Raw genomic sequence first — 19,903 nt, 5'->3', positions numbered from 1 at the left:
CTCGTTTTTAGTTATCGCGCTTATCGAATGTGATTGAGGCAATCGCATCGTGCTGATGAATCGACTCTTCGTTGCGGCATTCGACGAAGAAGTTGACGACTTGTTTCATTTCATACAAGTCAGCCGCGATCAAGCGGACCATGTCTTCGACGAAACGCGGGTTCTCGTACGCGATTTCCGTGGCACGCTTCTCATCCGGACGTTTCAAGACAGGGTGAAGCGGGGCCGATGCGTTCGACTCAGCTGCCTCAAGAAGCGCGAGACGCCAGTCGAAACCGTCGAGCGATGCTTCATCGAGACCGGCTTCAATCGTGATGTAGCCGCGTTGGTTGTGGGCGCTGTACTCGCTGATTTCTTTCGAGCATGGGCAGAGCGTTGTCACGTTGATGACGAGACCGACCGTCACGCTTGCCATCCCTGTCTCGAGGTTGTACGTCACGTTGTGCATGACGTCCGCATTCATGAGACCGCTGAGACCTGTGGCCGGGGCTTTCCGGCTGAAGAACCATGGGTAACGGACCGTCAATTGACCTTCCGTCTGTTCCATGCGCTCGGCGAGTTCTTGCGCGAACTCGATGAGCGAGCGGTTCGATAACGTCCAGCCTTGCGTGTGGTACGCGTCGAGCTGTTCTGTCAGACGTGACATGTTGATGCCTTTACGGTCTTGGACGAGCGAAGTCGTCAACTCGAACGTGGCGACCGTCGCTTGGATGCCGTCTGGCGTCTCGATGTTGACTGGGTGTTTGACGTTTGAGATGCCGACGCTGTCAAGCGCGAACAAGAAGTTTTTTGGTGTGTTTTGTAGATCGACCATTTTATCTTTTTCAGTTGGTTTCGTGCCTTTGATGGGCGGGACCGAACCGAATAATTTATGTCGTTCTGCTTTAGTAGGTAAAGCGACATGGCTTGTAGACATAATCGGATTCTCCTTTTTTGAGAGGGCAAATGACTGCCACTCGTTCTTGTTAGGATTTTATCACGAAATGTACATCGACCGGGTACCATTTTGCTCTCTGAACATGCTTTGAACGTGCTTTGCATGTCCTCATAAATAAAAAAACTTCAGCAATTGAAGAAAAGAAGATTGATTTCGTGTTAAATCGGGAATAAAATGTTCCTGTGAACTTAAAAAATAGATCACTGTTAAATATGAAGGAACACAACAGAAAAAGGGGATGTTTTAATGGATTGGCAGTTAATCCTGCAGTACGCCTGGATCATTGTCGTACTCGTCGGTCTAGAAGGGCTACTTTCTGCAGACAACGCACTCGTCTTGGCGGTTATGGTCAAGCACTTGCCGCGGACGGAACAGAAGAAGGCACTATTTTACGGCTTGCTTGGAGCGTTCGTTTTCCGCTTCATCGCATTGTTCCTAATCTCATTCTTGATCAACGTCTGGCAAGTCCAGGCGCTCGGTGCGCTTTACTTGATCGGAATGAGTGCACGACATCTGTATATGACCTATAAGGCCCGCAAGCTAGAGCCGAAACAAGATCTCGCTGCTGAGGCGAAAGAAGAGACGGCTGTCACAGAGAAGCCGGTCACGAAGAAAGAATTCTGGTGGACGGTTGCTAAAGTCGAGTTTGCCGACATCGCCTTCGCGGTCGATTCGATTCTCGCAGCGGTCGCGCTCGCGGTCAGCTTGCCGCCACTCGGTCTCGGTGAAATCGGTGGGATCGACTCTGGTCAGTTCTTCGTCGTCTTGACAGGTGGACTCATCGGGGTCATCTTGATGCGTTTCGCTGCTCGAATTTTCGTCAAACTGTTGCATCAACGCCCATCACTCGAAACAGCTGCTTTCATCATCGTCGGCTGGGTCGGTGTGAAGTTGACGGTGCTCGTCCTTGAACACCCTGGCTTCAAGGAATTGATTGCCGGTACACCGTTCGCGTTCATGGGTCTTCCGGACGGCTTCGTCCACTCGACGGCGTGGACCGTGTTCTTCTGGTCGGTCATGGTCGGTATCGCGGTATGGGGTTGGTTCTCTTCAAAACCGACAGCCGCTGCCAAACATTAAAAAAATGGTCTCTCGCCTTTGAGCGAGAGACCTATTTTTATGCCTTCACGTCTTGTTTCTCGTAAATCGGCACCCAGCCCTCTGTCGTCACGAAGATGCGGACGGCGACGACTTTGCGGTCGTCTTGGAGCGTGAAGTAGTGGCGCGTGTTCACCGGCACCGAGATGAGGTCGCCGGGGTTGAGCTCGATGTTGAAATAGCCACGTTCGGCGTCATCGATGGCGAAGATGCCATGGCCGCTGACGATGAAGCGGACCTCGTCATCCGTATGATGGTGCTCCTTTTGGAAGTTGACGAGCAATTCGTCCAAGTTCGGCGTCGCGTCTGACAATGAGATGACGTCTGCCGTCTCATAGCCGCGGCGCTCCGATACATCACGAATCTCGTCACGGAACGTCGACAAGATCGCTTGTTTGTCCTCGTCCGTCAACTGATAGTTCTCTTGCAGGTTTTCCGGGAGCTTTGTGATGTCCCACTGCTCATATAAAATCCCGCGAGACTCTAAAAAGGCGCTCACTTCAGTTTGATCGACGTAACGCTCTTCGGTTTGTTGGAAATAGACAGTTGCCATGGTTGGTTCCTCCTTATGAATGGACGCCTAGGGCGCGTAGTTTTAATGTATAGCTGAACAAGAACTCGTAAGCCTCTAAATAGCGTTTGGCCGCGGCCGGGGTCTCGCCCCAGACGGTGATGCCGTGATTGCGAATGAGGACGGCACCGGCGTTTGCGTGAATGTGAGGGGCGAAAGCGGCCGCAAGAGTCGGAATGTCCGCATGGTTCTCGATAATCGGTACGCGGACGACCGCATCCTCGTCCCAGAAGCCGAGCGCTTTGATGATTTCTTGACCGGTGAAGACGACTTCGCCGGTGGCGGCATGGAGCTCGGAGATGACATTATTGTCGACCGTATGGACATGGAGCGAACACGTCGCATCCGTCCGATTGAACACTTCGACATGTAGCAGCGTCTCGGCGGATGGTTTTCCTGTCTGTTCGCCGATTAAGCGTCCGCCCGCATCGACATGAACAAAGTCGTCTGGCGTTCGTTTCCGTTTATCGCGTCCACTCGCCGTGACGAGAAATTCGAGCGGGTCGTCAGAGACGCGAATCGCCAAATTCCCACTCGTTCCGGGGAACCAGTCGCGGGCGGCGAGTTCGTCTTTAATCTCGGCCAGTTCAAGCCAACGTGCCGTAAGGCTCATACGGCCACCTCCTTCAAGTGATGGGTGATGTCGTCAAACGTCTCGAACGGGGCGTAACGGATGCCTGCGTCTTCGCAGAGCGTGATGAGTTGACCTCGGGCGTAGACGAAGTCGGCACGCTTCGCGACCTCGAAGTCGGTCACCGAGTCGCCGATGACGATTAAGCGGTCGGCGGGATTGACGATGCGGCGAGCGAGCGTCGGCTTGCAACAGCCGCAATCGTTCGTGCACTGTTCGTCGCAAGCGTGCGACCACGTGACGGTTACCGTCTCAGCAGAGAAGTCGGCGACGTTGCAGTAGATATGCTCGGGGTCGACGTGGCCTGCTAAAATTGGATGGACGAAAAAGTCCATCCCGCCGCTGACGACGTCAAACTTCCAGCCGTGGGCCCGAACTTGTTCTAAAAATGCCGGGAACCCTTGGCGGAGCGTGATCCGCTCCAACAAATAATCACGGTAAGCCCGGGCAGCCGCGCTCGGCAATAGTTGAAACAGTTGACCGACGCCGGAGCGGATTGAAATCCGTTGTTCGAGGACCGCATCTTTCAACTCGACCCAAGCCGGCGGGGCGAACGCTTTCATCAAGGCGATGATATTGTCTTCCGCCGTGATCGTCCCGTCGAAGTCGCACAGGATATGGATCGTCATCGCGACGCCCACGCCTTTAACGCGGTATCGAGTTCGTCCGTCTGTCCTTCGGTGTGACCGAGGACGTGAGTGATGGCTTGGCGGAAAGCACGGGCCCCGGCGGCTGCACCGTCCGGGTGACCATGAATGCCACCGCCGGCGTTGATGACGACATCTGTCCCGAAATCACGAATGATATCGGCGACAAGCCCCGGATGAATCCCAGCTGACGGGACCGGTAAAATTGGTTTCGACCAATGCGGTTCGGCGCTCAAGTCACGAATCGCGAACGCCTCGTCCCGTGGTGTCGCGAGCGAACCGTACGGAGACGGGAAGAGCGTCAAATCGGCCCCGGCGAGACGTGGGAGTTTACCGAGTAAGAGCGAATGACTGATGGACCCGGTCAAGGCGCCGGCAAAGGCCGGGTGGGCCAAAATCGGCACACGGATGTCTGGGTCGTTCGCAAGTTCGCGCAGTGCGTCAAGACCGTACGTATAGACGTTGAATAGGAGCGCCGTCGCACCGGCCTCGATCAGCCGGAGCGCCTGGTCGCGAAGACCGAACACAGGGCCGCTCAGCGTGATGGCGTAGAGGACACGCTTCCCGGTCGCCTCAAAGTGCGCTTGAATGACGGCCGCTCCGATCCGGGCCCGTTCGAGCGACGGCGTGAGCGGATTGTCGTATAAAATCTCGTCGTCTTTGACGATATCGATGCCGCCGGCGAACTGATCGCGGAGTTGCTGCTCGAGAAACGCGAGGTCACGCCCGATGACGCCTTTGAAGATGCTCATGACGAGCGGACGGTCATGGACACCGAGCAACTCGCGAATCCCGTCGACGCCGAACTTGGCGCCTTTGAAATGAGGGGCGAGCGTTTCGGGCAACGTCAAATCGGTTAACCGAATCGAATCGTCGAGGGATAGTTTCCCGAACGTCGTCGTCAAGATGGATGAAAAGTCAGGGCTGACATTATGTAACGGATAGCGGATCGTGAACCGGCTCGTCGTCTCCGTATGGGTGGTCGATACGACCTCACCCCGGTACGCCTGTAACTGCTCTTGCTCTAAATGACGCAGCTCGGTCCATGTGCCGACGGTCAGCTCGAGGGCGATTTTGTCGGCAATGCTTGCGACCGCATCCGTCCGTTTGATTTCATATGTGGCAGTGATACTCATATGGTTCCTCCTTCCAGGCAAACAAAAAATGACCCCATGCCGAGGCAAGAGGTCATCATAAAAAATGAACTCTTATCTCTCAGCTTTCGCTGCAAGAATTAGCACCGTGCCATCTCTGGTCGGTTGCTGCGACATCATCGGGCTCGTCCCTCCGTCTGCTCTTGATAAGAATGTGATTTGAAGTTGTGAAATTTAATTGAATTTTTACACAGATTCGTCACGTCGTCAATTCCTTTTTTTCCAAAAAAAATATTTTGGGAAGTTGTTTCCATATATGCACAAAAAAAAGACGAGTGGCACGGAGAAAAGGACGTTGACAATTGTGACGTCGAGTCCGTAATATTCATCACATAAGTTCACCGAATCGAATAAACCACTCTTATCGCGAGTTGGCAGAGGGAATTGGCCCGATGACGCCGCAGCAACCGACCATTAGGCACGGTGCTACATCCACCAGACGAATGTCTGACAGATGAGAGGAACAACCATTTTGGCTGTGCCTCTTTCTCGCGGAGAAAGGGGCTTTTTTTGTGGGCAACGTACAGGAAGGGGAAAACATCATGTCATATCAACCATTTACAGAACAGTCTGTCGTCGAGCACGTCCGTCAATTAGGATACTTGCAAGACGGAATCGCCGAGTGTGAGGAAATCGGGGACGGCAATTTGAATCTCGTGTTTCGGATTCGCCAAGGCGAACAGCGCCTAATCGTCAAACAGGCGCTCCCATACGCCAAAGTTGTCGGCGAGAGCTGGCCGCTTACACTCGAACGGGCATGGATTGAACAGTTGGCACTCCGTGAGTTTGCGAACGTGGCGCCGCGTTTCGTCCCGGACGTCCTCGGTAGCGACCGGACGCTCGCCTACACGATTTTAGAAGATCTGTCTGATTATGAGATTGTCCGCATCGGTTATTTGAAAGGGGAGAGCTATCCGGAACTCGCGCGTCATGTCGGTGAATTTTTAGGCGAGACGCTGTTCGCGACGTCGGATTATGCGGCCGGCCCGATCGCGAAGAAGCGGATTGAACGTGACTATTACAACCCGGAACTGTGTGACATCACCGAGAAGCTCATCTTCACCGACCCGTTCAAAGACGCGGAGTCGAACAACATCGAGGCGGCGCTTCGAGAAGATGTCGAACGCCTCTGGCAAGACCAGGCGCTCAAGGTCGAGGTGACGAAACTGAAAGTCGGATTTGTCACGAAACATGAGGCGCTTCTGCACGGTGACCTACATACAGGCAGCATCTTCGCGACCCAACAAGAGACGAAAATCATCGATCCAGAGTTCGCATTTTACGGACCGTTCGGCTTCGACCTGGGCCAAATCATCGCCCATTTGACGCTGTCGACGTTCTATGACCCGTTCAAACGCTTCGAACGTTTCACAGACGTCTTGACGGTGTGGGAGACGTTTGAGAAGACGTTCCGGGCCAACTTTGAGCGCGCCGTCGAACCGTTCAACACGGACGGTTTTGTCGACGAGTTGTTGCGGACGATCTTCAGCGACACGATCGGCTACGCCGGTTGCGAACTCATTCGCCGTGCCGTCGGACTCGCCGGTGTCGCCGATCTCGAGACGTTGCCGGAAGCGACGCGGCTCGAACGAAAACGTGACGCGCTTGCCCTCGGGACGGCGCTCATCAAAGAACGCCACAGCGTCGAATCGATTGACGACTTGGTGACGCTTTTGTCGGGGGTGCGCGTATGACGGTCCAAAACATCCGCTTTAATTCGCAAACGGACGAACTCATCGTATTGGATCAGACGTTGTTGCCGCACGAAGAGCGTTACGTGACAATCGAGACGCTTGAACAGGCCGAACATGCCATCGAGACGCTCCAAGTCCGCGGCGCACCGGCCATCGCTTACTTCGGGGCGTTCGTTCTCGCCAAAGAGGCGGGACGGTTAGTCGATGACCCGGACTTCACGCGTCGGCTCGACCTCGTCGGACGCCGCTTGATTGCGACCCGGCCGACAGCGGTCAATTTGCAAAACGTGATTGAATCGCTCCTTGATTTAAATGTCGGGGACGACTTTGAGGCGATTGCCGAGGAAATCAAACGGCGCGCCATCGCTTTGTACGACCGGGACGTCGATACGTATCGGGCCATCGGCGAGCATGCACTGACGGTGTTGCCGGCCGGAGGGAACGTGTTGACGATTTGCAACGCCGGTGCCATCGCGACATCGCGATACGGCACGGCGCTCGCGCCGTTTTACGTCGGAAAAGAACAGGGCGTATCTTTCAACGTCTTCGCCTGTGAGACGCGGCCGCTCCTGCAAGGGGCACGCCTCACTGTCTGGGAACTCGACCGGGCCGATATCGACGTGACGCTCATCACAGACAATATGGCGGCTTGGACGATTCAGTCAAAACGAGTCGACGCCATCATCGTTGGAGCCGACCGTATCACACGGACGGGTCACGTCGCCAATAAAATCGGGACGTTGCAGCTCGCCGTCCTTGCCAAACATTACGGCATTCCGTTCTACGTCGCGGCGCCGCATTCGACGTTCGATTTGACGGCGGATGACACGATTGAAATCGAGGAGCGGAACCCGTCAGAAGTGACACATATCGGCGGTCAACCGACGGCACCCGTCGGCATCACCGTCTTCAATCCGGCGTTCGACGTCACCACACCGGACCTCATCACCGGACTCATCACCGAGGCGGGTGTGTTCGAACCGACAGAGGCCGCCATCACACATCATGTAGGGGGAACGATTCATGTCTAAAAAACTATTGATTTTGTTATTCACATTCGTCTTGGCGCTCGTCGGTTGCACGAACGAGCAAGCGGCCCCATCGAAGCCGGCCGAGAAGACGGCAGAGACGAAACCCGTCTCGGTATCGAACGGGACGTTGCCGAAAGATATCGATGTCGCCCTCATCATGCAGATGTCGATTGGCACGTTCTCGTCGCAGTATATCAATGGGGTGACGGAACAGGTCGAATCGTTCGGCGGCAACGTGAAAGTGTACAACGCCGACAACGATCTGTCGAAGATGGCGAGCTACGTCGACACGGCGACGACGCAAGGCGTCGATGTCATCTTGATTGACCATGGCCGCGCCGATGCGTTGAAAGAACCGGTCCAACGTGCACTCGACAAAGGCATCAAAGTAGTCGCGTTCGACAACGATTTGACGAACGAAGGCGTGACGGTCATCGACCAGGACGACTATTCGCTCGCCTGGCGTTCGCTCAAGGCACTCGCCGAAGATTTGGACGGTGAAGGCACCATCGTCACGATTTGGGTCGGCGGCTTCACACCGATGGAACGACGCCACACGATTTATGATGCGTTCTTGAAACGCTACCCAGGCATTACGGAAGTCGCCAAGTTCGGTTCGGCGACGAATAATACGGCGCTCGATACACAGAGCCAGATGGAAGCGATTTTGAAGAAGTATCCGGAAGGCGAGATTGATGCCGTATTCGCGATGTGGGACGAGTTCGCCAAAGGAGCGAGCCGTGCCATCAAACAGGCCGGACGTGATGAAATCGCAGTCTATGGCATCGATTTGAGTGACGAAGACCTGCAACTCATGCAAGAGGACGGCAGCCCGTGGAAAGTGACGGCGGCGACCGACCCGGCTGAAATCGGACGCATCCAAGTCCGTTACGCGTATCAAAAATTAGCGGGTGAAAAGACGCCGTCGATTCATTCGGTCGACCCATATCTCGTCGACCGTGACGTCTTGCCGGACGAGAAAGTGACGATGGACGACCTCGGCCAATACGTCCCGAACTGGGGCGCATCAGACGCGGCCTGGTCGGACTGGATGAAGGGGACGGACTGATGTTACGGCTCGAACGTGTCACGAAACGTTATGGCGACGTGACGGTGCTCGACGATGTCAGTTTTACGCTCCGCCGTGGCGAGATTCATGGCTTGCTCGGGTTGAACGGGGCCGGAAAAAGCACGCTCGTCAAGCTGTTGAGTGGCGCCATCATCCCGACGTCTGGGACGGTCGAGCTCGACGAGACGGCGGTCACACTCACACCGGCCGAGGCGATTCGCCGCGGGGTCATCACGGTGTCGCAAGAAGTCGATGACGCTCTCTATCTCGATTTACCGATCTATGAGAACGTCGTGCCGTGGCAGGCGGTCGAACGGATTCGTCCTCGCGAACTAAAACAGCGAGCAGCTGTCTATTTGGAACGCGTCGGATTACAGATTGACGTGACCGAACCGGTCGGGCGTTTCCCGCTCAGTGTCAAACAACGTGTCTTGATTGCCCGGGCGCTCGCGAGTGATGCGGCTTACCTCTTGCTCGACGAACCGACGGCCGCACTGTCGACAGATGACGCGGCAGCACTGCTTACGTTATTGCAATCGCTCGCAGAAGAAGGCGTCGGCATTCTTCTCATCACTCACCGGTCAGATGAACTGTCGCGCGTCACCACGACGACGACGTTCCTCCGGGATGGGCGCATCGCTTACGAAGGGCCATTTCAGGCATTGTCAGAACGGGATATACATACGTATTTGAGCGGATCCGACATGGCAGAAGCGTTAGAGAAAGCCGTTCCGGAAACCGAGATACGGATTCAAGCCGACCTCACGTTACCGACGTTCGGAACCGAGTTGTCGTTCACGGCATATAAAGGCGAAGTCGTCGGCATTGGCGGCGTCACCGGGAGCGGGAAGACGGAGTTGATCGAGGCGCTATTCGGTCTCTCCGGTGTCGAACAACAAGTGACGTTGGACGGGAAACCGCTCAAGATTCGTGAACCGCGTCAGGCGGTCCGGTCCGGATTTGCCCTCGTACCAGAAGAACGCCGGAAACAGGGGCTTTTCCTCGACGATTCGATTGAACGAAACGTCCTCGCGATTGAAGGGAAGGCGAACGCGATCACACGCGTATTGGCCTCGCTGCGAGTGAAATACGACCAGGTCGGGCAACCGGTCCGAGAATTGAGCGGCGGGAATCAACAAAAAATCGTCCTCAGCAAATGGCTCCTCGAGGACCGGGACGTCTATCTGCTCGACGAACCAACGAAAGGTGTCGACGTGACGGCGAAACGGGACATTTATGAACTCGTCACCCGCCTTGCCAAAGACGGGAAGACCGTCATCTTCACATCGAGCGAACCGCATGAATTAGAATTGGTCGCCAACCGGACGCTCTGGCTCGACCGCGGCCGTTGGCAACAGAAAGGAGGCGTCTAACATGGCCCAACTCGTCATCAAACAACGCACGAAACGTTTCAGTGGCATCGGTCAATACGGAACGCTGTTCGCGATTCTCGCACTCATCGCCGTCTTCGGTGTGACGAACGACCAGTTTTTGACGTACGCGAACTTTAGCGACATCATCAAATCCGTATCGATCGTCTCCCTGCTCGCCCTCGGGGTGACATTCTCGCTCATCGTCGGCGGATTCGACTTATCGGTCGGCTCGACGGCGAGCCTCGCAACAATCGGGGCGGCATCGAGCCTCGTGTTACATAGTCAAGAACTGCTCGTCGCCCTGCTCGTCCCGATTGCGCTCGGTGTGCTCGTCGGGCTGTTGAACGCGCTCGTGACAATCAAGTTCCGGTTACCGGATTTGCTCGCGACGCTCGCCATCATGTACGTCATCAACGGGGTCCAATTGACGTATACGAAAGGTTTTTCAATCTACGACAACATGCCGATTGAAGGAGGGACGGCACCGGGACGTTTTATCCCGTCGTTCCTCTTCATCGGCCAAGGTTCAATCGGACCTGTCCCGTTCGTCGCCATCTTGATGATTCTCTTCTTCGCCGGGGCGCATCTATTTTTGACGTATTCGAAGACAGGACGCGAATTTTATTACGTCGGCTCGAACGTCGAGGCGGCCCGCCGCTCCGGCATCGCCGTCACGCGCATCAAGCTGTACGCGTATGTGTTGAGTGGTCTGTTCGCAGCCATCGGCGGCATCATCTTGGCGTCGCGCATCGGTACCGGACAAGTATCGGCCGGAGCACCGCTCCTCATGGACGCCGTCGCGGCCGCTTATATCGGTTACGCCGTCTTCGGGACCGGACGACCGAACGTCGTCGGCACGTTGATTGGTGCCGTCTTGATTGGGATTTTGTTGAACGGACTGACGATGTGGGACGTGCCGTATTACGCCCAAGACATCGTCAAAGGCACAATTTTGATTGCGGCGCTCGGCTTGTCATACATCCAAAAGAAACAGCTCACATAGGAAAAGTCCTCAGAACGGTTGGTTCTGAGGACTTTCTTGACGTTCCATCTGAATAAAATCGAACGTGCTCCCGTTCGTCGGTTGTTGAAACGAACCGGTCTGCTTGAACCCGCACGTCTCATAGACACGGATCGCCCGCACGTTGAAGGCGGCGACGGACAAGGTGATGCGATGCGATGAGTAAGTCGCTTTGACGAAGTCGAGAATCGATGTGACGAACGCTCGTCCGCTCCCGTTCCCGGTCAAATCGGGCTTCATGCCGAGACCGATATCGACCGTTTCAGCATCCGTTTGCGCGACGCTCACGAACCCGACGAGTGCACCGTCAGACGTGATGGCGAACACCGACTGTCCGCGCTGTTCGACGTCTAAAAATTCGGCTAAATCGTCTTTGTCGGCCGCCATATTGTAAAACGCATAATCGCCTTCGTAGTGCCATGTGTAGGCGATTGTTTCCGCCTGTGGCTGGGTCAGGACAGCGAATTGATGGGTCATTTGAATTTCCTCGTTTCACGAGCAGGATGTAGTGCTACACTCATCATAGCACCACCAACTTGGAAAATGAGGTGATCACATGGGAATCAAGCTAGATATGATTGGCATCGTCGTCGAAGACATGAAACGGGCGCTCGATTTTTACCGTTTGCTCGGCCTGTCGATCTCGGATGCGATGGATGGGGAAGCGCACGTCGAGGTCGATGACGGCGGTGTCCGGCTCGCCTTCGATACGGTCGAAGTGGCCGAATCGGTGTATGGGGAATGGAAACCGGCGACGGGGCACCGGATCGAACTCGCCTTCTTGTGCGACAGTCGGGATGAACTGGATGCGTGCTATGAAGCGATTGTCGGGCACGGCTATGCCTCACATCGCGAACCGTGGGATGCGTTTTGGGGACAACGTTACGCCATCGTCATCGACCCGGATGGAAACCTCATCAGTCTATTCGCCGCATGACAAAACCCGCGCCGGATTCGGCGCGGGTTTATTCGTCATGTGTCTCGCCCCAAGAGCAGAGCGCCTTCATGGCTGGTTGCAGGCTGAGTGCGTCCTCGGTGAGCGAGTATTCGACGTGAAGCTGTTTCTCGGTCGAATAGTCGATGCGGCGGACCATACCGAGCTGTTCGAGCTCGCGCAGTTGATCGGTCAACACCTTGCGGCTGACGTCAGGGATGGCGCGTTGAATCTCAGAAAAGCGGCGCGGGCCGTTCTCGAGCGTACAGTACACTTGAGGCCGCCATTTACCGCCGATGATGTCGAGCGCCTTATTGACGGGGAACGGGGTCGTCATGTTCAATTCGCCTCGCTTTCGGGTAGTTACTTGAATGTGCGTACTTTTTTTATTGCTTCGATGAAGGTATCGTATCGTTATCCATCAAATTGAGCAAACAAAAAGGAGCGGATGACAGTGACATATCCACGTACATTCTCACATATCGGACTATCGGTCCCGAGTGTGGCAGAAGCAGTCAAATTTTATGAGGACGTGATGGGCTGGTACACCATCATGCAACCATCGGACGTCGTCGAGGACGACTCGCCGATCGGTGTCATGTGCACGGACGTATTCGGACCGGGCTGGGGCAGCTTCAGAATCGCCCACATGTCGACGGGTGATAAGATTGGCATCGAGCTGTTCGAGTTCCCAAACAATGAGAAGCCGGAGAATAATTTCGAGTTTTGGAAGACGGGTATTTTCCACTATTGTGTTCAAGACCCGGACATCGAAGGGCTCGTTGAGAAAATCGTCGCCCATGGCGGAAAACAACGGATGCCAATCCGGGAATATTACCCGGGCGATAAACCGTACCGGATGGTGTATTGTGAAGACCCGTTCGGCAACCTCGTCGAAATCTACTCGCATTCCTATGAACTGACGTATTCGGAAGGAGCGTATTGAGCATGAAGGCTTGGCTACTTGATCAACCTGGATTAGAACATCTGCACATCGGTGAGGTGGAGCGACCGACACCAGATGCGGGCGAACTGCTCATCAAAGTCGAAGCGGTCGCCTTGAACCCGGTCGACTATAAAGTCGGCACGAACGGTAACCCGAACTGGTCCTATCCACACATTCTCGGCGTCGACCTGGTCGGGGAAGTCGTCGAAGTCGGTTCGAGCATCGCCAATATCATTACCGGTTCACGTGTCGCCGTCCACACGAGTCTTGGAAACAACGGCGGCTTCGCCGAGTATGCGGTCGTCGATGCGCGTGCTTGCGCCGTCGTCCCGCCGGAAGTGAGCGACGAGGCCGCTGCGGCCATCCTCTGTGCCGGCATGACAGCGTATGAGGCCATTATGCAGAAGTTGAACACACGCGACAAAGAGACGATTCTCGTCCACGCCGGAGCGGGCGGAGTCGGTGGTTACGCGATTCAACTTGCCAAAAAACTTGGGCTCAAAGTGTTCACAACCGCATCGCCGGAAAACTTTGACTGGGTCACATCGCTCGGTGCCGATGTCGCCATCGACTACAACGTCGAGGATGTGACGGAGAAAATCATGGAACTGACAGACGGTCGCGGTGTCGACTTGATTTTGAACACGGTCGGACGCGACGTGGCGACGGCCGATTTGGATCGACTCGCATTCAGCGGACAGCTCGCTTATATCGCCGGTCCACCTGACATGTCGAACATGAAAGGGTTCACGCTGTCGCCTTCGATTCATGAAGTCGCCCTCGGTGCGGCCCATGCGAGTGAGAACGAGCGGGCCATCCGTAACTTGTCCTATATGGCCGAAGAGATGATGAAGCTGCTCGAGGCGGATGAATTGAACGACCTCGTCACGGACGTCTTGCCGTTCGAACGATTAAAAGATGGTTTGGAACAGCTACAAACACGCAAAGTGCGCGGCAAATTAATCGTCCGCATGCGCGACTAACTTGAGAGCCTCCTGTCTACGGACAGGGGGCTTGTTGTGGAGGGGATGACATGGATTTACGCACATCGTATCAACAGACGTCGCATCAACTGAGCGGTCACGGGAAACGAACTGTCGGCGTCTTGCAACAGGCGTTCGCTGAGGTCGACTCGAATCAGGTGAGCGACCACTATGGGACGGGCGAGGTCATCATGCGGTTCGAGCAAAAAATGGCGCAAGAACTGGGTATGGAGGATGCGATTTTCTTCCCGAGCGGCACGATGGCACAACAAATCGCCTTACGGATTTGGGCGGACGAGACCGGAAATCGAAACGTCGCCTATCATCCGCTCTGTCACTTGGAGATTCATGAGCAGGACGGATTGAAGGAGCTGCATCACCTTGAGCCAATCTTGATTGGAGATGACAAGCGGTTGATGACGCTCGAGGAAGTGCAGGCGTTGCCCGACATCGCCTGCCTATTGATCGAGTTGCCGCAACGGGAACTCGGGGGCTATTTGCCACCGTTCGATGAACTTGAGGCGATTAGTCATTTGTGCCAGGAGCGAGGGATTCGTCTGCATCTAGATGGAGCGCGCCTCCTCGAGACGCTCCCATATTATGAGAAGACAGCGGAGGAAGTATGTGCGTTGTTCGATAGCGTCTACGTCTCATTCTATAAAGGCATCGGCGGTATTGCAGGTGCCATCTTAGCAGGACCTAAACCGTTCTGTGACGAGGCGAGAATATGGAAACGGCGGTACGGCGGTGATTTGATTGGACTGTACCCGTACATCATCCCGGCTGACTATTACTACGAGCTACGGAAAGACCGAATGGGGACGTATGTCGAGCAGGCGAAGGAACTGGCGCGCCGCTTCAATGCGCTCGACGGAGTGTGGACGACACCGGAAGTCCCGGTGACGAACATGTTCCATCTTCATCTCGAAGGGGACGACGAAGCGGTCGCGGCACGGATTCAATCCGTTCAAGAGACGACAGGGGTCGGCGTCACGGGCTATCTCGTACCACATGACGACTATTGTTCGACCGAGATCAGTATCGGGGATGCGTATGGAGAGATTGATGAACATCAACTCAATCGATTATTCGAACAATTAGAGCAATGATGAGCTAGAAAGAAGGGATATCGGTGAAACTAGATTTAGAGAAGACGGTCGATTCGCAGTACATCCAGCAACATCTCGCCAATGAGCGGACGTTCCTCGCCTGGATTCGGACGGCCATCACGGTCATCGGAATCGGCTTTCTCGTGACGAACTTCCACTACTATCGAAGTGAAAATTTGAGCGGGGCCGAGCACCAATTGATTACGGCGATTGGCATCTTGTCGATCATCTTTGGGATCGCGACGATCCTCGTCGGGACCCGGTCGTATTTGAAAAAGGTGCATACGATCAACTCTCAGCAGTTCAAATCGGCGAAGATGAGCCTTGTCGCGCTCGCCATCGGGATGGTGTTCATTTTCACGTTGATTTTGATTGTCAGTTACTTTTTATTTTGACGACAAACAAGCACCGTGCCTCGAGAGGGACGGTGCTTGTTGTTATCGAGAGATGATGGCGTCGAGCCGTTCGAGTTGCGAAGAGAAGCCTTCGACGGCCCCCATCTCGACGACTTGCTGGAGCGACTCGGCGTCCGTGAATTCGGAGCGGCTGATGAACAGTGTGCCGTTCGGGATGTCGACAAACTCGTTCGTGATCGTCATGACGGGAAGTTCGGGATTGACGTGTCCGTCCGCGTCCGAAAATGCGTCCGTATAGACGATTTTTCGGTGCGGATCGATTTCGAGGAACGTCGATTTCCCCCATGACTCCATACCGTAATAGTCACCCTGCTTCTTGTCGACACACGTCATTTTGTAATGCCATGTGCCACCTGCTTCGAACTCGAACGTACGAACCTCTGTCTTCCATCCGGCCGGTCCCCACCATGCTTCGAGGTGGGCCGGTGTTGAGAATGCCTCGAACACGAGCGCACGCGGCGCGTTAAAACTGCGTTCGACGACTAATGTTTTGCCTTCGATTTGAGATTTCACTTTTTCCATTAGAAAGACCCCTTTCTCGAGAAAGAAGATACATCTGTCTAATCAATGTAGTCTCTATTCCCGATTCATGGACCTCTTCAACCTCTTCCGTCAAATAACAAATCGAGCACGGTCTCGCCGATTGGCCGTTCCTTTCCTTCGTACGGGAAGGCGTGGATATGGATGGCCGGATTGAAGTTCAGCTCGATGATGCCGTAATCACCTTCACGCGCGAGCGACGGAATCATCATGTCGACGCCGCATATCGTCGCGCCAATCGCTCGGGCTGACTCGACCGCGATCCGTTTGTATGAATCGGAAATCTGGTCTGTATAGTCGATACTGTCACCGCCCGTGCTGATGTTCGAGTTCTCACGAAGGAAGACGAGTTCGCCATCGGCGAGGACCCTGTCTGGCGTCTTGCCTTGTGGACGCAGGAACGCGACGACGATGTCATCGATGTCAATTTTTTCGAGCGGTGTCTTATAGCCTTTCCCGCGGAGCGGATCCTCATTCTTTTTGGCGACGAGTTCACGAATCGTCGATACGCCGTCCCCGGTCACGTTCGCAGGGACACGGTGTAAAATGCCTGCGACCTCGTCACCGATGACGAGGAAACGATATTCTTTCCCGGGTAGGAACGTCTCGAGCAGGACGACGTCGTCAAACGCAAGAGCGTGACGAAACGCCTCGAGCGCCTCCTCGAACGTCGTCCCGTCCTTGAAGATGTGAATGCCGATCCCGAAGTTCGTCGATTTTGGTTTCAAGACGATTGGTTCATTCGCGAACATAGTCCAGGCGTCCTGTAAATCGGCTTCACTGCGGAGTTCGATTCCTCCCGGAACACGGATGCCATGTTCGGCGAGCACGTGTTTCGTCACCGTCTTGTTTTCCATCATGAGTACCGACACATAGTTGTCTTTCGACGTTTTCGTTGCCTGTTTGACGTACTCGGTCTGGTTGCCGTGTCGGATGCGTAGAAATTGGTCATCACGGTCGATGACATCGACCGCATACCCACGTTTCAGGGCTGCTTTCATCAAAATCTGTGTCGATAGCTCCATGTCCGTGTAGCCGTGCATCCGGAACCGATTGGCGTAGGCGTCTTGATAGAATAGTTCCGCTTGTCGGAGCGACCACTTTGTATAGCCGTCCGTCATCATGGCGGAGGTGAGGCGTGACGCGTAAGTCGCCTCGACATGGTCGATCCGATTACGGACAGAGGCAAAGACGTCGTCGAACCCGAGTGTGTATCGGTCATTGAACGCTTCAATCTCGTCGAGCAAATCACGAGCGTACGTCTGGAGCGGCACCGCCTCACCATCGCGGTACAACATGAGTGTTGGCGATAGACCTTGTTTCGCGACGCGTTGTTGGTTGTGGAACGCCTCGGCCTGCCAATCCACAAATCGTGTCTCGTCTTTCAACGTCAAGTAGAGCAAGAAGACGTGCAAGAACTTCAAATCGGACAGGGCGATACCGGTCTTCTCGAACGGGTTCAAATCGATATTGCGAATCTCGATGTAATCGATGCCGTTCGTCTCGAGTCGTTCCAAGTCATTGCCGCCCCGTGACGTCTTCAACCGAATCGGAGAGTAGAGCTCGTTCGGGTTGGCGATGTCACCTTGGGCGATGAAGCGGCGCACGCTCGCGGTATAGTCCGAGAGCGTTGAATAGTCCGGATAGAGCGGCTCGACATTCGTGTAGCCGCAGTCACTATTGCGGTACGATAACGCCGTCGTATTTGAATACACATCTTCGCTGAGCGCCTGCATTTGACTGACGCAGCGTTCTTCATAGCTCGTGTGGACGGCCGGAGTCCCGCCTAACAGATAGACGACGAGCCAGCGTGTCCGTAAATAGTTGCGGACGAGTTTTAAATACAGGTCGTCCTTGAAACGGTCGTATCGTTCGGGTGATCCTTCATAAAGGGAGGCAATCAACTCGTCTGCGAACGAGAAATTGAAATGGATGCCCGAGATGAGCTGTTTCTTCGCCCCGTATTTTTGGAGCAGGTGTTCCCGATAGCGGCCGGCCTCGAGTCCTGAATTGCCGAAATCCGCGAGCGGGATGACCCCGCCGTCCGGAAGCGCGCACGGCATCGACTGTGGCCAAAGCCGTTCATCGCCGATGTTCAGTGCCGTGACGTCGTACAGTGTTTCTAAGAAATTGTGCGCCGCTTCGACGGTCAGAAACGTCGGGGTGATTAGTTCGATCTGACTTTCCGAGAAGTCGGTCGTAATATATGGGTGCGTCGCTTTGTCTCCGAGTGCTGTCGGGTGCTTCGTAGCGGCGAGCGTGCCATCGGGTGTCACGCGGAGCATTTCACGCTCGATGGCGAAGCGCCCGTGCAACAATTGTTTAGTTAGTTGATTAAATTGCTTCTGCAAGGGAACTCACTTCCTTTTTCATTAGTCGGACATAGAGGGCAGAGACGAGCCCTTTGATGATGCTCGAGAGGGCGATGCTCCACCAGATGGCATCGATACCAAGATAAGGCTCGAGGGCAAGCGCGAGCGGGATGCGGGCGACGGTGAAGACAATGGAAATCGTCGCCGGAATTTTCGGTAGCCCGAGTCCGGAGAAGTAGCCGTTCCCAATCATCTCAAGTGAGGCGAAGATGAGCGAAATCCCGATGATCCGTAAATAGTTCGCACCGATGTCAATCGTTGTCGGGTCATCGACGAACAGCCCGATCAGGACGTTTGGAACGAAGAGGAAGACGAGTGTGATCAACCCGGTATACAAGATGCCGAGCCGCGTCGTCACCCGATACCCCTCATGGACCCGGTCCACTTTGCGGGCGCCGAGATTTTGCCCCGTGTAACTCGCGATGGCACCGTTCAATCCGCCGATCATCATATAGGCGATCGACTCGACTTGAAGCCCGATACGCTGGGCCGCGATTGCCTCGGTCCCGTATGAACCGATCATGCGGGCGAGGAAAATACTGATGACGGTGAACAAGACGCGCTGGATCGCCATCGGGAAGCCGAGGCGAAGAATTTCTCTATAGTCTGTGCGATTCGGTTCAACCGTCTCCTCCCAATCGAACAAGACGCGGGCCCGATGCCAGAAGAAGCCGAACATGACGACGTTCGCGACGAGCGTCGCCAGACCGGCCCCGACGACGCCGAGTCCGAGTGGATAGATGAAGAGCGGCGACAGAATCATATTGAGCGTGACCCCGGTCGCGTTGATGCGCATCGCCGTCGTCGTATTGCCATAAGCGCTGAACAGTCGGGCGAACAACAAGTTGAAAAACGAGAAGATGAGCATCGGTGCACTGACGAGCAAATAACTGTACGCCAACTGCTCGACAGCCGGTGCGTCCATGTTCAAAAAGCCGATAAGCGCCTGGCCGAACGCGGCGAGGACGGTGACGAACAACAGGCCGAGACCAAGATTCATCCGCCTCCCAGCCCGGATGTAGCGCTGAATCAACGCCTGATCCCGCCGTCCGACGGCTTGTGACACTTTGATGCCGGCGCCGACCACAATCAACGATTGGATGGCCTGACCGAGCATGATATAAAAGCTGGCCGCGCCGATGCTGGCGACGGCGTCGCTACCGAGCGCACCGACCCAGAACATATCGACGAGACTATACGTGAATTGTAAAAGCGAACTGCCGACGAGCGGGAGGGCAAGCGCCACGATGACGCGTTGAACCTGACCGGTCGTCAAATCGATGGTTTTCACGATGAAAGACCCCTTCAATACATTTAGTATATAACCGTTTAGTTATATATAAGCACGACGTGACTGAATTCGCAATCGTACGGAAC

The 19,903-nt window shown here is 54.9% G+C and carries 21 protein-coding genes and 2 riboswitches; of the genes, 11 read left to right on the top strand and 10 right to left on the bottom strand.

Features of this window, described 5'->3' with window-relative positions:
* Positions 1-7: 7 nt before the first annotated feature.
* Entirely contained in the window at positions 8-916 is a 909-nt protein-coding gene (gene folE2, locus KNP95_RS05370; protein ID WP_021066012.1) for a GTP cyclohydrolase FolE2, read from the bottom strand.
* A 267-nt stretch (positions 917-1,183) separates the two neighbouring features.
* On the opposite strand from folE2, the gene KNP95_RS05365 reads away from it, so the two are divergent.
* On the top strand, positions 1,184-2,017 hold the full coding sequence (locus tag KNP95_RS05365) for a TerC family protein (RefSeq protein WP_214835889.1): 834 nt from the start codon (positions 1,184-1,186) through the stop codon (positions 2,015-2,017).
* A gap of 37 nt (positions 2,018-2,054) precedes the next feature.
* On the opposite strand, the gene KNP95_RS05360 is transcribed toward KNP95_RS05365, so the two are convergent.
* Genes KNP95_RS05360 through KNP95_RS05345 form a run of 4 tightly spaced genes read right to left on the bottom strand, consistent with a single transcriptional unit; the run spans position 2,055 to position 5,020 of the window.
* Entirely contained in the window at positions 2,055-2,588 is a 534-nt protein-coding gene (locus KNP95_RS05360) for a 1,2-dihydroxy-3-keto-5-methylthiopentene dioxygenase (RefSeq protein WP_138858691.1), read from the bottom strand.
* Between the two features lie 13 nt (positions 2,589-2,601).
* Complete coding sequence (locus KNP95_RS05355) at positions 2,602-3,219, bottom strand: methylthioribulose 1-phosphate dehydratase (RefSeq protein ID WP_128123584.1); 618 nt, start codon at positions 3,217-3,219, stop codon at positions 2,602-2,604.
* On the bottom strand, positions 3,216-3,866 hold the full coding sequence (locus KNP95_RS05350) for a 2-hydroxy-3-keto-5-methylthiopentenyl-1-phosphate phosphatase (protein WP_214835886.1): 651 nt from the start codon (positions 3,864-3,866) through the stop codon (positions 3,216-3,218). Before KNP95_RS05350 ends, KNP95_RS05355 begins: the two co-directional genes overlap by 4 nt.
* On the bottom strand, positions 3,863-5,020 hold the full coding sequence (locus tag KNP95_RS05345; protein WP_214835883.1) for a 2,3-diketo-5-methylthiopentyl-1-phosphate enolase: 1,158 nt from the start codon (positions 5,018-5,020) through the stop codon (positions 3,863-3,865). The genes KNP95_RS05350 and KNP95_RS05345 overlap by 4 nt, the downstream gene beginning before the upstream one ends.
* A gap of 69 nt (positions 5,021-5,089) precedes the next feature.
* Positions 5,090-5,191: riboswitch (SAM riboswitch) on the bottom strand.
* 205 nt (positions 5,192-5,396) lie between these two features.
* Positions 5,397-5,499, top strand: a riboswitch (SAM riboswitch).
* 81 nt (positions 5,500-5,580) lie between these two features.
* Between KNP95_RS05345 and mtnK the strand changes: the two genes are divergently transcribed.
* The 5 genes from mtnK to KNP95_RS05320 are packed head-to-tail and all read left to right on the top strand — an operon-like array spanning position 5,581 to position 11,208.
* Positions 5,581-6,732 (top strand): S-methyl-5-thioribose kinase, encoded by a 1,152-nt coding sequence (gene mtnK / locus KNP95_RS05340; protein ID WP_214835881.1) that lies wholly within the window; start codon positions 5,581-5,583, stop codon positions 6,730-6,732.
* Positions 6,729-7,763, top strand: coding sequence for an S-methyl-5-thioribose-1-phosphate isomerase (gene mtnA / locus KNP95_RS05335; RefSeq protein ID WP_214835878.1), 1,035 nt, complete (start codon positions 6,729-6,731; stop codon positions 7,761-7,763). The genes mtnK and mtnA overlap by 4 nt, the downstream gene beginning before the upstream one ends.
* The gene (locus KNP95_RS05330; RefSeq protein WP_214835875.1) at positions 7,756-8,832 is read left to right on the top strand and encodes a sugar ABC transporter substrate-binding protein; all 1,077 of its coding nucleotides are present in this window, start codon (positions 7,756-7,758) and stop codon (positions 8,830-8,832) included. Before mtnA ends, KNP95_RS05330 begins: the two co-directional genes overlap by 8 nt.
* Positions 8,832-10,205: a sugar ABC transporter ATP-binding protein gene (locus KNP95_RS05325; protein WP_214833980.1), complete on the top strand. Its 1,374-nt coding sequence runs from the start codon at positions 8,832-8,834 to the stop codon at positions 10,203-10,205. The genes KNP95_RS05330 and KNP95_RS05325 overlap by 1 nt, the downstream gene beginning before the upstream one ends.
* Position 10,206: 1 nt before the next feature.
* Positions 10,207-11,208, top strand: coding sequence for an ABC transporter permease (locus tag KNP95_RS05320; protein WP_214719182.1), 1,002 nt, complete (start codon positions 10,207-10,209; stop codon positions 11,206-11,208).
* A 9-nt stretch (positions 11,209-11,217) separates the two neighbouring features.
* Here the strand turns inward: KNP95_RS05320 and KNP95_RS05315 are convergent, their stop codons facing one another.
* Positions 11,218-11,703, bottom strand: a complete 486-nt coding sequence (locus tag KNP95_RS05315) for a GNAT family N-acetyltransferase (RefSeq protein WP_214719184.1) — start codon at positions 11,701-11,703, stop codon at positions 11,218-11,220.
* A 79-nt stretch (positions 11,704-11,782) separates the two neighbouring features.
* Here KNP95_RS05315 and KNP95_RS05310 point away from each other — a divergent pair, with 79 nt between their 5' ends.
* Positions 11,783-12,163: a VOC family protein gene (locus tag KNP95_RS05310; RefSeq protein ID WP_214788005.1), complete on the top strand. Its 381-nt coding sequence runs from the start codon at positions 11,783-11,785 to the stop codon at positions 12,161-12,163.
* A gap of 28 nt (positions 12,164-12,191) precedes the next feature.
* Here the strand turns inward: KNP95_RS05310 and KNP95_RS05305 are convergent, their stop codons facing one another.
* Positions 12,192-12,497 carry a winged helix-turn-helix transcriptional regulator gene (locus KNP95_RS05305; RefSeq protein ID WP_138858700.1) on the bottom strand — a complete coding sequence of 102 codons (306 nt, stop codon included), beginning with the start codon at positions 12,495-12,497 and terminating at the stop codon, positions 12,192-12,194.
* Positions 12,498-12,614: 117 nt separating this feature from the next.
* On the opposite strand from KNP95_RS05305, the gene KNP95_RS05300 reads away from it, so the two are divergent.
* From KNP95_RS05300 to KNP95_RS05285, 4 genes are read left to right on the top strand one after another with little or no spacing between them, the layout of a single operon-like run.
* Positions 12,615-13,106 (top strand): lactoylglutathione lyase family protein, encoded by a 492-nt coding sequence (locus KNP95_RS05300; RefSeq protein ID WP_214754523.1) that lies wholly within the window; start codon positions 12,615-12,617, stop codon positions 13,104-13,106.
* A 2-nt stretch (positions 13,107-13,108) separates the two neighbouring features.
* Positions 13,109-14,089, top strand: coding sequence for a zinc-binding dehydrogenase (locus KNP95_RS05295; RefSeq protein ID WP_214802400.1), 981 nt, complete (start codon positions 13,109-13,111; stop codon positions 14,087-14,089).
* Positions 14,090-14,139: 50 nt separating this feature from the next.
* On the top strand, positions 14,140-15,198 hold the full coding sequence (locus tag KNP95_RS05290) for a threonine aldolase family protein (RefSeq protein ID WP_214835872.1): 1,059 nt from the start codon (positions 14,140-14,142) through the stop codon (positions 15,196-15,198).
* A 23-nt stretch (positions 15,199-15,221) separates the two neighbouring features.
* The gene (locus tag KNP95_RS05285) at positions 15,222-15,593 is read left to right on the top strand and encodes a YidH family protein (protein ID WP_021066029.1); all 372 of its coding nucleotides are present in this window, start codon (positions 15,222-15,224) and stop codon (positions 15,591-15,593) included.
* Between the two features lie 42 nt (positions 15,594-15,635).
* Here KNP95_RS05285 and KNP95_RS05280 read toward each other — a convergent pair whose 3' ends face one another.
* From KNP95_RS05280 to KNP95_RS05270, 3 genes are all read right to left on the bottom strand, one after another.
* Positions 15,636-16,136, bottom strand: a complete 501-nt coding sequence (locus tag KNP95_RS05280; RefSeq protein WP_214835868.1) for an SRPBCC family protein — start codon at positions 16,134-16,136, stop codon at positions 15,636-15,638.
* Between the two features lie 77 nt (positions 16,137-16,213).
* Complete coding sequence (gshAB, locus tag KNP95_RS05275) at positions 16,214-18,505, bottom strand: bifunctional glutamate--cysteine ligase GshA/glutathione synthetase GshB (protein WP_214835865.1); 2,292 nt, start codon at positions 18,503-18,505, stop codon at positions 16,214-16,216.
* Positions 18,489-19,817, bottom strand: a complete 1,329-nt coding sequence (locus KNP95_RS05270) for an MATE family efflux transporter (RefSeq protein WP_214835862.1) — start codon at positions 19,815-19,817, stop codon at positions 18,489-18,491. The genes gshAB and KNP95_RS05270 overlap by 17 nt, the downstream gene beginning before the upstream one ends.
* Positions 19,818-19,903 lie beyond the last annotated feature (86 nt).

It is taken from the genome of Exiguobacterium sp. s36 (genome assembly GCF_018618345.1).
Lineage (GTDB): Bacteria > Bacillota > Bacilli > Exiguobacteriales > Exiguobacteriaceae > Exiguobacterium > Exiguobacterium chiriqhucha.
The sequence above is the reverse complement of the archived record's forward strand: the minus strand, read 5'-3'. Positions and strand labels throughout refer to the sequence as shown.

Bases quoted from the DNA above. Each gene is read 5' to 3' on its own strand.
- folE2 (WP_021066012.1), bottom strand. From the start codon at position 916: ATGTCTACAAGCCATGTCGCTTTACCTACTAAAGCAGAACGACATAAA.
- KNP95_RS05365 (WP_214835889.1), top strand. From the start codon at position 1,184: ATGGATTGGCAGTTAATCCTGCAGTACGCCTGGATCATTGTCGTACTC.
- KNP95_RS05360 (WP_138858691.1), bottom strand. From the start codon at position 2,588: ATGGCAACTGTCTATTTCCAACAAACCGAAGAGCGTTACGTCGATCAA.
- KNP95_RS05355 (WP_128123584.1), bottom strand. From the start codon at position 3,219: ATGAGCCTTACGGCACGTTGGCTTGAACTGGCCGAGATTAAAGACGAA.
- KNP95_RS05350 (WP_214835886.1), bottom strand. From the start codon at position 3,866: ATGACGATCCATATCCTGTGCGACTTCGACGGGACGATCACGGCGGAA.
- KNP95_RS05345 (WP_214835883.1), bottom strand. From the start codon at position 5,020: ATGAGTATCACTGCCACATATGAAATCAAACGGACGGATGCGGTCGCA.
- mtnK (WP_214835881.1), top strand. From the start codon at position 5,581: ATGTCATATCAACCATTTACAGAACAGTCTGTCGTCGAGCACGTCCGT.
- mtnA (WP_214835878.1), top strand. From the start codon at position 6,729: ATGACGGTCCAAAACATCCGCTTTAATTCGCAAACGGACGAACTCATC.
- KNP95_RS05330 (WP_214835875.1), top strand. From the start codon at position 7,756: ATGTCTAAAAAACTATTGATTTTGTTATTCACATTCGTCTTGGCGCTC.
- KNP95_RS05325 (WP_214833980.1), top strand. From the start codon at position 8,832: ATGTTACGGCTCGAACGTGTCACGAAACGTTATGGCGACGTGACGGTG.
- KNP95_RS05320 (WP_214719182.1), top strand. From the start codon at position 10,207: ATGGCCCAACTCGTCATCAAACAACGCACGAAACGTTTCAGTGGCATC.
- KNP95_RS05315 (WP_214719184.1), bottom strand. From the start codon at position 11,703: ATGACCCATCAATTCGCTGTCCTGACCCAGCCACAGGCGGAAACAATC.
- KNP95_RS05310 (WP_214788005.1), top strand. From the start codon at position 11,783: ATGGGAATCAAGCTAGATATGATTGGCATCGTCGTCGAAGACATGAAA.
- KNP95_RS05305 (WP_138858700.1), bottom strand. From the start codon at position 12,497: ATGACGACCCCGTTCCCCGTCAATAAGGCGCTCGACATCATCGGCGGT.
- KNP95_RS05295 (WP_214802400.1), top strand. From the start codon at position 13,109: ATGAAGGCTTGGCTACTTGATCAACCTGGATTAGAACATCTGCACATC.
- KNP95_RS05290 (WP_214835872.1), top strand. From the start codon at position 14,140: ATGGATTTACGCACATCGTATCAACAGACGTCGCATCAACTGAGCGGT.
- KNP95_RS05280 (WP_214835868.1), bottom strand. From the start codon at position 16,136: ATGGAAAAAGTGAAATCTCAAATCGAAGGCAAAACATTAGTCGTCGAA.